We start from the raw sequence: 12438 nt of genomic DNA on the forward strand, positions 1-12438 counted from the left end.
ACCCTTCCAGCAAAGGGCCTTCAATGAGCACTGATACCGGCACACCACCCGATCACGAGGATGGGGTAGATCCAAATGGTCTGCGCGATAGCTCGGACTACATCAATCCGATCTGGATAGAGCGATTGCGCGTGCACTTGGGTGCCCACGATTCTGCTGAATTAATGGATATGATGGGTCCGTTGCATTCTGCGGACACGGGCGACGTGCTCGAAGCGCTGGAGTCAGCTGAACGTTTCGAGTTGGTCAAACTATTGGGCGACCAGTTCGATTTCTCTGCCCTCACGGAGGTCGATGAGTCGGTTCGTATCGAGTTGATGGACCTGCTGCCCAATGCGGACATTGCGCGCGGTGTCAGCGGCCTGGACAACGACGATGCGGTCTTCATTCTTGAAGATCTTGAACATCACGACCGTGAGGAAGTGCTTTCGGCGCTGCCCACGTTCGAGCGACTGAGCCTCAAGCGAAGCCTCGATTTTCCCGAAGAATCCGCTGGCCGGCGGATGCAGACCGATTTTATCGCCATTCCGCCATTCTGGACGGTCGGCCAGACCATTGATTATCTGCGCAATGAAGAAGATCTGCCGGACGAGTTTTACCAGATCTATGTGGTCGACGTTTCCTACAATGTCCTGGGGATTATTCCACTGGACAAATTCCTGCGCTCCTACCGGCAGCGCCGCATTCAGGAGATCATGAACACCAATGTGATCCTGGTGGATGCCAATGAGGATCAGGAAGAGGCGGCTCGCGATTTTGAGCGCTACGATCTGGTTGAAGTTGGGGTGGTCGACGAAAGTCGCCGGCTGGTAGGCGTTTTGACGGTCGATGACATGGTGGACGTCATTCACGAAGAGGCCGACGAAGACATCAAGCGTCTTGGCGGCGTGGGCGACGAAGACATTTCCGACAATATGCTCGATACGGTGCGTAGCCGAACACCCTGGCTGGTCGTCAATCTGTTTACCGCAATTGTGGTTTCGATGATCATCGGATTATTCAACGCCACTATTGAACAGATGGTGGCGCTGGCCGTGCTGATGCCAATCGTTGCCTCAATGGGGGGGAATGCTGGCACGCAAACCATGACGGTTACGGTACGGGCCCTTGCCATGCGGCAACTGGATGGGCGGAAGCTGCGAAGGCTCATTACGCGCGAAATGGCGGTCGGTCTGGTCAATGGCCTGATTTTCGCGATGTTGATCGGCGTGGTCACGGCGCTGCGGTTTGGCAATATCCAGCTCGGAATTGTTATCGGGCTCGCGATGGTCATAAATTTGATTGTTGCCGGTACCGCGGGGATTTTGATCCCGGTCACGCTGGATAAGCTTAAGGCGGACCCGGCAATTGCATCGTCTGTATTCGTTACAACAGTGACCGATGTTGTTGGTTTCTTTGTGTTTTTGGCACTTGCGGGCCTATGGTTCGGTCTGTTCTGAGTGGCGATAGTGCGCTGGGAAGACCCTGTTTCAATTGGATTGATCTCGCTTGGTCAACTGTTAACGAAAGGTTTTCAAAACGGTGCGCTGTGGCAGTTTCGCCGCTTGCAAAGCTCTTATGACGCGGTTAACGTTTTGCTACCGGATGCGATTTGCGGGACATATCGCGGTGATCCGGAGTGAACGGCTGACAAGGAGCACACATGCGAAGTCAACCGAAGGCCAATATGTGGCGAGCGGCAACCTGGACACTGGTTTGCCTATTGTCGATGGGATTGGTGCTTACCGTGGTTGCTGGCGTTTAATACGCAGAGTTCTTCACTAAGAAATTATGGTAAGGGCGCCCGGCCACCGGCGCCCTTACTTTTTTGGGCAAGGCTAAATCGATGAAACTTCTGATCGGCAATCGCAATTATTCGACCTGGTCGTTGCGGCCGTGGTTGGTTCTGGCTCACTTTGACATCGAGTTTGAGCACGAACTTTTGCAATTGAGTGGCCCACATTGGCGTGAAACGCTGCGGGAGCGTTCGCCCACCGGCAAGGTTCCAGTATTGATCGACGGCGATCTGGTTCTGCCAGAGACTATTGCCATCATCGAATATCTGGCCGACCGCTTTCCGAGCAAACAAATTTGGCCTGAAGACGTGTCGCAGCGGGCGTTGGCGCGTGCGGCCAGTGCGGAAATGCACGCTGGATTTCCTGACCTGCGTAGCAATGCACCGATGAATTTGAGGGCCAGCCACTCCGGCAAGGTTGCGCTCGATGCGGTTGCAAAGGATTTGCACCGGGTGGAAACGTTGCTGGGAGATCTGCTGGCGCGCTCGGGTGGTCCGTTCCTGTTTGGGCATTTCTGCGCAGCCGATGCGATGTATGCACCGCTGGCGACGCGTTTGCGGACATACGATCTGCCGATGTCGGATGTGTTAAATGAGTATGTCGAGGCGATTTACGGTTTGCCAGCGTTTCAGAGCTGGTTGGCCGAGGCACTCAAGGAGCCGTGGATCGTTGACGAAGATGAGATTGATGTGATTCAGGGCAGGGTGGCGCGAGGCACCCTGACGTGATTCATCTGGTCAAATTGTGTGTTGGCATTTCCAATGTCGAGGAACTGGAAAGCTACCGCAATGAGCGCTCGCATTGGTGGGGCGCAGATTATGGCGAAGATGTCCATGTTCATCGCACGCGCATGATGCCGAAGCGCTTCAGTGAAATAGAGGGGGTGTCATCTATCTATTGGGTAATCAGTGGTCTGATCAGCTGTCGGCAGCCCATTTTGCGCCTTGCACCCTATACCGACGTTGAGGGGAAGAGTTATTGCGACATCATTATGAGTCGCGATCTGCACCGGACATTGCCTTATCCCAAAAGGCCGTTTCAGGGATGGCGCTATCTCAATCCCAAGGATGCGCCGCCCGACTTGGGCGTGGACGGGAATGAGGGGTCCGAAGAGTTGGCCGCCGATTTGGTGCGGCTCGGCCTGATTTGAGGACGATCCGACCCTGATTTACTCGTGGTAGCCAAGTTTCATCCGGACGGCGCGTTTGCCGTTTGGTGCAAAAACATCAATATCGACCTGGGTGCGCGGGCGTCCGTGACGACGGGTGCGGGCGGACAGGGCCAGCACAGCTCCCAGCAAATCGCCAACCGTTCGGCGCACCGGACGAGGCTGCAGTCGGGAGATGATTTCATTCATCGTCCGACGGCGCTGGGTGGCGTCCTCGGATGTCAAGGTCGATTTACCAACAAAATTGGCCAGTTCGGTAAGCGCTGTCACTTCACTCATTGGGCTACTCCATACACAGGCGCCAAAAAGTCGTACTCGGGTCGTTCGTAAACTCAGCTTTGCATAGCCAGGCAGCTCAGCTTTTGCTGCTTGAGCTGATTGCAAACATTGATCGCGTCGTCTCGGCCTCCGAAGCCGATGAAGCGGGCGCGGAAGAAGATTTTGCCGTTCTTTTCGAAGCGCTCGACGTAGGAACGGGCGTTCTTGAGACTTCCCAACTTGCCCGAGGCGTCGCTCAACATGGTGCGGGCGCTGGATTCAGAAGGCGCTGCACCAATTTGCACGACCCAGCCACCGGGGGTTGGAGCGTCGTTTTCGGTGATGCTGCCACTGGTCATCAAATCAACTGGCTGTTGATGATCGCCAACGCTGACCGGGGGCAACAAGGGGGCGGAAGGCGCTGTTTGCCCCAAAGCTGTTGGGGGGCGCCTAGCTTGTAGGTATCACTGAGCCACGCGCCAATGACATCTTCTGACGGATAGGCCGGTTGAGGCGCCTGCGAGGGCGCAGCAAGAATGTTTGCGGCTTGCACGGCAGGCTGAAGACCAAGGTCTGCCGGCATGGGGGCAGGTGTTGGGGCGACGCTGGCGACTTGAACATCAGCCGGGGCGGGCGCTGCAACCGGCGCCGGACGTGCGCCATTTTGGGCAACCAGCTGGGCCAAGCGGAAGCCGGGAACCGGCATTGGTTCAACGAAGGTATTTTCCGGCGCGGTTTGCGCCACTGCAACGCGGGTGCTGCCTTCGCGGCCGGGCTGCGGGATCATTGCGCTCCGGAAATAGTCGCCGCGGCGGCTTCTGGGCAGATATTTTGCTACCAGCTCACGGACCTTCTGGTCGCGCGAGGCGGATGAGTTGAAGCCAAAGGCGACCACAACGATGTGGCGGTTGTCCTTGCGGGCGGCGGTCAGCAGGTTTGAGCCAGCGGCATTAATGTAACCGGTCTTGATGCCATCGACGGCGCCCATGTACCCCAAAACGCGATTGTGATTGCCGTAAGTTTTCCGGCCATAGGAAAAACTGCGGGTCTGGAAATAGCTATAGTAAGTGGGAAAGTGCTGATAAACGGCAATGCCAAGGATGGCCTGATCGCGCACTGTCGTGCGTTGCGCGCCGTCGGGCAGGCCAGATGCGTTGCGATAGGTTGTGTTGCGCATACCCAACGCCCGCGCCGTCGCTGTCATTCGCTGTGCGAATTTTTCTTCGGTTCCGGAGATATTTTCGGCGATAACCCGCGCCATATCGTTGGCCGAGATGGTCACAATCGATTTGATTGCATCTTCAACCGAAATGGTCGAGCCGGCCCGCAATCCCAGTTTGGTAGGGACCGCTGCTGCTGCGTGGGCTGAAACCTTCAGCTTGGTTGAAAGCTTCAGATTACCAGCCGACAGTTCCTGGAACAGGATATAAAGGGTCATGACCTTGGTGACGGAGGCGGGATAGCGGGGGCTATCGGCGGCGCTCTCATACATCACCTTGCCGGACTTGGCGTCCACCACGATACCTGCGTATTTGCGCAGATTTTCAATGGCTTGTGCAGGTAGTACTGTTGGCGCTAATGCGGCCAAGCATATTACTGCGGTCGCGAGGGCACGTGCTAATGTTGCACGCCAATGGGATTGCGCCTGAGAAGCCACCCGGTACTCCAACTCATACTCTCGGACACTTCTGTGTCCGTACACAACTGATTACTAACGACGCGAAATCGACTGCCCCCAATCGAAATCGACGCCTCTAAACTGGTTGCACGTTATCGCCGGGCCGTTACGAATCAGTAAAATGCAATGGAGTTTTGCCGGTTTTTCGCGGGAATTTCCGTACGCGGGTCAAAAGGGCGCGGAAACCGGAGGATTGTGACTCCATTTTCGTGGTCACAAATATGGGAAGGATTGGCCCTTAACACCGGCTCGTTTTTGCCTACATAATGGGCTCACTATGCTGCTTCGCTTTTACCTCGATCGGCAATTTGCCATGAACACACGACCGACCATTCACATTGTGCCACAGACACGTGGAGGGCCACCCGTTGCGGCTGCCGCATCGCGTTTGGGACCTGATGGGGAAGATGCCGATGACGGCAAGACCGGGATCGAAACCGGGACGGTTACGAAAACCCGGCCCAAGACCAAGCGCCCGAGCCTATATCGGGTGCTGCTACTCAACGATGACTACACCCCGCAGGAATTCGTCGTTCTGGTGCTTCAAGACGTGTTTAACAAGTCCAGGGAAGATGCCTTCCAGATCATGATGCATGTGCATCAAAAAGGCGTGGGTGAGTGTGGTGTCTATCCATACGAGGTGGCCGAAACCAAGGTGACTCGCGTGATGGATATTGCACGAAAGAACCAACATCCGCTGCAATGCGTGATGGAAAAACAATAGGAGCCTGACAATGCCCTCATTCTCTCGCGGACTTGAGAAAGCCCTGCATCAGGCAATGAATCTGGCTCGCGAGCGTTCGCACGAATTTGCAACGCTCGAGCATTTGCTGCTTGCCCTGACCGATGACCGTGAAACCATCGCGGTGCTGGCCGGGTGTGATGTGGATGTTGACGCCCTCAAGGGCGATCTGGAAGATTTTATCAATGAAGAGCTCGACAGCCTGATTGTCGCCAATGGTCAGGATGCACGTCCGACCGCGGCATTCCAGCGGGTGATTCAGCGCGCCGTCATCCACGTTCAGTCGTCGGGGCGTGAAGAGGTGACCGGCGCCAATGTGCTGGTTGCGATCTTTGCCGAACGCGAAAGTCATGCTGCCTATTTCCTGGAGCAACAGGATATGAGCCGGCTCGACGCCATCAATTTCATCTCACACGGCATCACCAAATCGGGTCCTAATGTTGATCGGAAGATCCACGGCACCGAAGAAGGCGAGGAAGGTGCGTCCGAAGGTGGGCGCGCTGAAAATGCCAAAAGCTCGGCACTGGCCGATTTCTGCGTTGATCTGAATGCCAAGGCACGCTTGGGCAAGATTGATCCGCTTATCGGGCGGGATAGTGAGCTGCGCCGCACCATCCAGATCTTGTGCCGCCGTTCAAAGAACAACCCGATCTATGTCGGCGACGCCGGCGTCGGCAAGACGGCCATTGCCGAAGGGCTTGCCCGCAAGATCACCGAAGGCGACGTGCCCGAAGTGCTCAAGGAAACTGTGATCTACGCGCTTGATATTGGCTCATTGCTGGCCGGGACACGCTATCGCGGCGACTTTGAAGAGCGTCTGAAGGCGGTAATGAAAGAGCTGGAAAAGCATCCAAATGCGGTGCTGTTCATTGATGAAATTCACACCATGATTGGTGCGGGAGCGACGTCAGGGGGCGCGCTGGACGCATCCAACCTGCTCAAACCTGCTCTGGCTTCGGGCACTATTCGGTGTATCGGGTCCACGACCTACAAGGAATATCGACAGTTCTTCGAAAAGGATCGGGCGCTGGTGCGTAGGTTCCAGAAGATCGATGTCAATGAGCCCTCAATCACCGATACAATCGAGATCATCAAGGGCTTGCGGCCGTACTACGAAGAGTTTCACAAGCTCAAGTTTACCGATGAGGCGCTGACTGCGGCGGTCGAGTTGTCGGCACGCTATATCAATGATCGGAAATTGCCCGACAAGGCGATTGACGTCATTGATGAAACGGGCGCCAGTCAGATGCTGTTGGCCGAAGACAAGCGTAAGGCGATAATTGATGTCGCTGACATCGAAGCTACAATCGCCACGATTGCACGCATTCCACCAAAATCGGTTTCCAAGACCGATGCGGAGATGCTGTCGAGCCTTGAAAGTAATCTCAAGACTGTTGTGTTCGGACAGGACGCCGCCATTACTGCGCTCTCGTCAGCGATCAAGTTGGCGCGTGCCGGATTGCGTGAACCCGAAAAGCCAATCGGCTCGTACCTGTTCACCGGCCCGACTGGCGTGGGCAAGACCGAAGCCGCCAAGCAACTGGCTGATACGTTGGGCGTTGAATTGCTGCGCTTCGATATGAGCGAGTATATGGAAAGGCACACGGTTTCTAGATTGATTGGTGCGCCTCCGGGATATGTCGGGTTTGATCAGGGCGGTCTGTTGACCGATGGCGTTGACCAGCATCCGCACTGCGTCGTGCTGCTGGACGAGATCGAGAAGGCGCATCCGGACCTCTACAACATCTTGTTGCAGGTGATGGATCACGGCAAGCTGACCGATCACAACGGCAAGTCCGTGGATTTCCGCAACGTCATTTTGATCATGACCTCAAACGTTGGGGCCATGGAGTTGCAGAAGTCGCCAATCGGGTTTGGGCGCAAGCGTGAACAAGGCGACGATGAAGAGGCGATCAACCGGCTGTTCTCGCCCGAGTTCCGCAACCGTCTGGACGCCATCATTTCCTTTGCTCCGTTGCCAGGCGATGTGGTTCGCCGGGTTGTCGAAAAGTTCGTTTTGCAGCTTGAAGGCCAGTTGGCCGAACGCGGGGTCACAATCAATCTGACACCGGAAGCCGCAGATTGGTTGGCCGAGAAGGGCTATGACGAACGAATGGGCGCGCGTCCGCTTGGCCGGGTGATCCAGGAGTATGTCAAGAAGCCGCTGGCTGAGCAGGTCCTGTTCGGTGAATTGGTCAATGGCGGCACGGTGACTGTTGCCGTGGTTGGTGTTGGTGATGAGGCCAAGCTGGAGCTGATCGCGGTTCCGCCACGCCCGGCCAAACCAAAGGCCATTCCCGGACCGCGCAAGAAGTCTTCCAAGGCAGCCCAAAAGAGCTGATTTGGTCAATGAGGTTTGAAAGGTCGGGGTTCGCCCCGGCCTTTACGTTGCTCTAGCTTCGTGCTTGGACCGCCACCCAGAAAGATCGGACGCCTAGCCCGAGATAGATGATGAGCGGCACGAGGAGGGCGTATATGCCAAACCGGGCATGAATAATTGCGCCCCAGACCGCCCCTATAAGAAGCGCACCCCAGATAGCAAGGTGTTGAATCCAGACCCGACTTGCTGTCTTTTCAATTAGTGTTCGAGCCAGTTCCTGGCTGGCCATAAACAGGGTGCCGGTCACAAAAGTCGTGCCCAGTCTGGCACTGCCGACCGGTCGCAAAATGGCGTTCTGTGCTCCAGCTGACGCAGCCAGAAATAGTAACGCCTGCGCCGCTGGGACACCGAGGCCAATCAGGACGAGCGTTACGGCCAGATAGCCCGCAGTTAGAGCAGTTACGGCCACATTGGTCCATCGGCTGTTCCAATGGGCAAGCAGACTGCCGGTCAGTCCGCCAGCAAAAAAGAACAATATCAATGCGGCCAGCGTCGCAATGTTGCCGAGTGTTCCGGTGGTCAGTTCGATGCCTAATTGGGTCGTGTTGCCGCTCATGAACGAGGTGAAAAAGCCACCCAGCTCAACAAAACCGATTGCATCTGTATAGCCGGCTGCCAGCGTCAAAAGCAGACCCACGGACAGTTTCGAAATGGGCGTCACGTCAGAATTGCAGCGATTTTTTTTGCAAGATCGGCAAGCTCAGCGTCGTCGGCCTTCTGGTTGCTGTGGGCGCCCAGCGGAACGTCGTCGTAGACCGGCATAATATGAAAGTGCAGGTGGAATACGCTCTGACCTGCGGCAGCCTCGCTGAACTGGGCCAGCCGGATGCCGTCGGCGTTGGTTACCTGTTTTACCGCGTTGGCAACGCGCTGGATCAACGGCATCATCGCGGAAAGGACGGCGGGGTCAGCGTCCAGAAGATTGCGAGCCGGAGCTTTGGGGATGACGAGCACATGGCCCCTGGTTTGCGGAAATGCGTCCATGATGACTAGGGCGGTATCGGTCTCGGCAACCTTGTGGGCTGAAAACTCGCCCCTGATCATCTTGGCAAAGATGTTGCTGGAATCATATTGCATAGCGCGCCTCGTTGAATTGCGAGGGCACGCTAGCGTGCTCGGTTGATACTGCCAAGGGGCGGCGGCTACTGCGCCGGTTTTGTCGTTTCTGGTTCGGTTTTTTGAAAGTAACGAAACCGGAAATAGTTCCAGAGAGCCATAGTGGTCAGTGTAACCGGCACATAGCTGAAACCTCGCCGAACGAAGAATAGCGTCATGGCGACCGCTGTCTTGGCGCTCATGGCACCTTTGCCCATGGAAGAGGTAAAGGACGAGGGGACAATATGGCGGTAAATGAGGGCAGGGCTTGCATAGTATTCACGTGCGCGCGCCGCGAACGCACGTTTTGAAGCGGCATAGTCCTTGAGTTCATCCATACCAAGATCGCCGTGCAACTCGATTTCGGAACCCAGTGCCCAGACTTCAGGCGGGGCGAGGCGCGATTTTCCGATCTCGATGAACCGGTCGATCATATCGACGAATGTCGTATAATTGGCATCCCAGCAGTGATCAGTCTTGGCGCCGTGCGCCAGGACAAGGACATCGGCACGTTCCAGTTTTTCTTGCATGGCCGAATAATCGCCGGGCGCAAAATCGGCACCGGACTTGGCGGTTTCCACAATACCGCCGAGCGATTTCAATTTTTCGACCATGGCAGCGCCATAGGCGCCGTTCGAGCCGGTAACCAGAAAATGTCGGCCCATTATCTGACATGTCGTGCCAAACATCAGATCGAAGATATTGACGAAGGACGAGAAAAAATTGTGCGGGTAGACATGGTGCATGGCGTGATAGTTTTGATTGACCCACAGCAACCCCTGCTGTCCGCCGACCCGATCCATCGACATGTGATTGAAATCCAGCCCTTCTTCCTTGAGTGTGCCAAACAGCATGAAGGTGCGGATGGCCGCAACAAGTGCGACAGGTGGCCAGGGAAAAACCAGCAGGAAGATCAGCGTTCCGGACATCGAGGTCAAATACTCGGGCAGGATATGAAGCCAGATATTTTGCCGCGCATAGGCGGGGTTGATCTGCATATCGAGGCCGAGGAACTTATGGTGCACCCAATGCCATGACGAAAATGTTCTGAGTAGTTTGAACCGCGAGCCTTCCCAGCGATGCAGAATGTAATGAAGCGCATCAAACAGCAGGGTTGAAACGACGAACACAACAAAAGCCTGTACGGCAAATATCGGAATATCCCAGAGGCTCATGCAAAATGTCCGGTTTGTGGCTTGGTGGGATACATATCCCCATCGACGCCCGGGAGAAAGGGGCCAGACCTATTGATCTGTCCTTTCGCCTTTTCGGAAAGGGGTGAATTGTCCAAGCAGATCCTGCTGTCGCGAGACTGCTCGACGTTCCTGCTCCAGAAAATCGGCCACAGCGCGGCGCAGGCCGGGATGGGCTATCCAGTGTGCCGAGTAGGTGGTGGCTGGAGCATATCCGCGGGCCAGCTTGTGTTCTCCCTGAGCGCCCGCTTCTACGACTTTTAAGCCGTTGGCGATGGCAAAATCCATGGCCTGATAGTAGCAGACTTCAAAATGCAGGAACGGCACATCACGGATGGCGCCCCAGTTTCGGCCATAAAGTCTGTCCTTGCCGATAAAATTGATTGCGCCAGCAATGGGCGTTTCGCCGTCATAGGCCAATATTAGCAGGGTCCTGTCGGCCATTGACTGGTTGAGCAGGGAGAAGAATTCCCGATTTAGATAGGGGCGGCCCCATTTGCGCGCGCCGGTGTCTTCGTAAAAGTCGTAAAATGCATCCCAATGGTGCTCCATCAGATCGGACCCGGTCAGGCACTTCACGGTCAAGCCATCAGCCAAGGCATCGCGACGTTCACGCTTGATGGCCTTGCGTTTGCGTGATGTCAGCGTGCCGAGGAAATCATCGAAACTGGCGTAATCATTGTTATGCCAATGAAATTGGGTGTCGACGCGCTTCAACCAATGATCGTGTTCTACTAGTTCTACTTCGGTCGATGGCAAAAATGTGAGGTGGACCGAGGAGGCGCCGCGCTGCGCCGCCAGCTGCTGGGCGGTGTCCAACAGGGCGCGGGATATCTCCGGATCGCCTGATTGAACCAACAACTTGGGGGCGGTGGCTGGCGTGAAGGGAACCGAACACTGCAGCTTTGGGTAATAGTCGCCGCCTGCCTGTTCAAAGGCGTTGGCCCAGCCATGGTCAAACACATATTCGCCCATCGAATGGGACTTGAGGAACAGCGGCATCAGGCCGACGATCCGACCGACCTGATCATGCAGAACGATATGTTGAGGTTGCCAGCCGGTATGGCCAGTGGCGCAGCCCGATTGCTCTAATGCCAGAAAAAATGCGTGGTCGAGAAATGGGTTATCGACCTTTCCATTTGTCGAGGGCACGAGCTGGTTCCAACTGCCCGCCGGAATTTCGGCGGTCGAAGGGTAAATGTTGGCAGTGAAAACGGGGGAAGCGGTCACGCAATATCCAGCAGATTGGCTACAGGGACAAGATAGTGCTCTTGTCCCGACTTTGCCAGCCCGAGATCGGTAGCTCTGATACTCAATTGCATCACGGGATCAGGGCGGAAAGCCCTCGAACACGATCTGATCGCATAGCGATTTGACGGCTTCTGCCTCGGCTTTGTTTCGTATGGTCCAGCTGGTAATCGGCTTGCCCAACTCCCGCCAAAAATTGAGAGCTGGCAAGGTCAGGGCTGACTTCTCGCAGGAAATGAAATCAAATTGTGTCTGATGCCAATGCAGCAAGTGACGTAGATTGTAACGCTCCTGGTCACTCAGGGACAGGTGGGAATCGGTGTTTGCATAATCATAGGTTATGATTCCGCGTGGACCATCAAAACCGCACTCACGAACGAGCGTGATCAGTTCCGGATCGAACGACTCAACAGTGGCCGGGCCAGCGTACGACTCCAAGCGTAGCGCCGCAGCGCTCGCCAGAGCATGGGTTGCCTCTGCGTTGCGCTGACGCTTCAATTCTATCTGCAGCAAAGTGCGACCCTTGACCAGCGTCAGAAATTCAGCAAATGGCAGGGGACAATCGTGATTGCTGCTTTGGAGCAATGGGGTGGCGCACAAAGTTGCCGCATCTATTTCGCGAACCAGTCCTTCCAGCCCCAAAAGCCGTTTGGGCGCGTCATCGTGAAAGACAACGACCTCACCGTCGCTGGTCAATTGCAGATCGCATTCGATGGCAAAATTGCCGACAATGGCCGCCTCAAAGGCGGTTGCACTGTTTTCAATGATGCCATTGGTGCGATCATGAAGACCGCGATGGGCAACAGGTTGCGGGAAAAGTAGTCCGGTCATGACCGCCTCGTGGGATCGGTATATTCAACCACCGACCATTTAGGTGTGACAAGGTGGTAACGGCGCGCGG

The 12438-nt window shown here is 55.7% G+C and carries 13 protein-coding genes; 5 read left to right on the plus strand and 8 right to left on the minus strand.

Annotation, left to right across the window (positions count from 1 at the left end; all coding sequences use genetic code 11):
* Positions 1 to 23: 23 nt before the first annotated feature.
* The 3 genes from mgtE (at position 24) to PSQ90_RS15770 (ending at position 2925) form a co-directional block, all read left to right on the plus strand.
* The gene (gene mgtE / locus PSQ90_RS15760; protein WP_282211209.1) at positions 24 to 1439 is read left to right on the plus strand and encodes a magnesium transporter; all 1416 of its coding nucleotides are present in this window, start codon (positions 24 to 26) and stop codon (positions 1437 to 1439) included.
* Between the two features lie 386 nt (positions 1440 to 1825).
* A complete protein-coding gene (locus PSQ90_RS15765) occupies positions 1826 to 2503 on the plus strand; it encodes a glutathione S-transferase family protein (protein ID WP_282211210.1) in 678 nt (225 codons plus the stop codon).
* Positions 2500 to 2925, plus strand: coding sequence for a DUF1489 family protein (locus PSQ90_RS15770; RefSeq protein ID WP_282211211.1), 426 nt, complete (start codon positions 2500 to 2502; stop codon positions 2923 to 2925). The genes PSQ90_RS15765 and PSQ90_RS15770 overlap by 4 nt, the downstream gene beginning before the upstream one ends.
* A gap of 18 nt (positions 2926 to 2943) precedes the next feature.
* Here PSQ90_RS15770 and PSQ90_RS15775 read toward each other — a convergent pair whose 3' ends face one another.
* Genes PSQ90_RS15775 through PSQ90_RS15785 form a run of 3 tightly spaced genes read right to left on the minus strand, consistent with a single transcriptional unit; the run spans position 2944 to position 4789 of the window.
* A complete protein-coding gene (locus PSQ90_RS15775; RefSeq protein ID WP_282211212.1) occupies positions 2944 to 3222 on the minus strand; it encodes a hypothetical protein in 279 nt (92 codons plus the stop codon).
* Positions 3223 to 3275: 53 nt separating this feature from the next.
* Positions 3276 to 3560 carry an SPOR domain-containing protein gene (locus PSQ90_RS15780; protein ID WP_282211213.1) on the minus strand — a complete coding sequence of 95 codons (285 nt, stop codon included), beginning with the start codon at positions 3558 to 3560 and terminating at the stop codon, positions 3276 to 3278.
* Positions 3560 to 4789 carry a D-alanyl-D-alanine carboxypeptidase family protein gene (locus tag PSQ90_RS15785; protein ID WP_282211214.1) on the minus strand — a complete coding sequence of 410 codons (1230 nt, stop codon included), beginning with the start codon at positions 4787 to 4789 and terminating at the stop codon, positions 3560 to 3562. The genes PSQ90_RS15780 and PSQ90_RS15785 overlap by 1 nt, the downstream gene beginning before the upstream one ends.
* Positions 4790 to 5192: 403 nt before the next feature.
* Between PSQ90_RS15785 and clpS the strand changes: the two genes are divergently transcribed.
* Both clpS and clpA read left to right on the plus strand, forming a co-directional pair.
* A complete protein-coding gene (gene clpS / locus PSQ90_RS15790; protein ID WP_282211215.1) occupies positions 5193 to 5603 on the plus strand; it encodes an ATP-dependent Clp protease adapter ClpS in 411 nt (136 codons plus the stop codon).
* Positions 5604 to 5613: 10 nt separating this feature from the next.
* Positions 5614 to 7962 carry an ATP-dependent Clp protease ATP-binding subunit ClpA gene (gene clpA / locus PSQ90_RS15795; protein ID WP_282211216.1) on the plus strand — a complete coding sequence of 783 codons (2349 nt, stop codon included), beginning with the start codon at positions 5614 to 5616 and terminating at the stop codon, positions 7960 to 7962.
* Positions 7963 to 8014: 52 nt separating this feature from the next.
* Here clpA and PSQ90_RS15800 read toward each other — a convergent pair whose 3' ends face one another.
* From PSQ90_RS15800 to PSQ90_RS15820, 5 genes are all read right to left on the minus strand, one after another.
* Positions 8015 to 8662 (minus strand): YoaK family protein, encoded by a 648-nt coding sequence (locus PSQ90_RS15800; RefSeq protein ID WP_282211217.1) that lies wholly within the window; start codon positions 8660 to 8662, stop codon positions 8015 to 8017.
* Positions 8659 to 9078 carry an HIT family protein gene (locus PSQ90_RS15805; protein WP_282211218.1) on the minus strand — a complete coding sequence of 140 codons (420 nt, stop codon included), beginning with the start codon at positions 9076 to 9078 and terminating at the stop codon, positions 8659 to 8661. The genes PSQ90_RS15800 and PSQ90_RS15805 overlap by 4 nt, the downstream gene beginning before the upstream one ends.
* 65 nt (positions 9079 to 9143) lie before the next feature.
* Positions 9144 to 10271, minus strand: a complete 1128-nt coding sequence (locus PSQ90_RS15810) for a hypothetical protein (protein ID WP_282211219.1) — start codon at positions 10269 to 10271, stop codon at positions 9144 to 9146.
* Positions 10272 to 10340: 69 nt separating this feature from the next.
* The gene (locus PSQ90_RS15815; RefSeq protein WP_407648134.1) at positions 10341 to 11519 is read right to left on the minus strand and encodes a GNAT family N-acetyltransferase; all 1179 of its coding nucleotides are present in this window, start codon (positions 11517 to 11519) and stop codon (positions 10341 to 10343) included.
* 99 nt (positions 11520 to 11618) lie between these two features.
* A complete protein-coding gene (locus PSQ90_RS15820) occupies positions 11619 to 12368 on the minus strand; it encodes a glycerophosphodiester phosphodiesterase family protein (protein WP_282211220.1) in 750 nt (249 codons plus the stop codon).
* Positions 12369 to 12438: the final 70 nt, after the last annotated feature.

The sequence above is a fragment of the Devosia rhodophyticola genome (assembly GCF_028816475.1).
GTDB lineage: Bacteria > Pseudomonadota > Alphaproteobacteria > Rhizobiales > Devosiaceae > Devosia > Devosia rhodophyticola.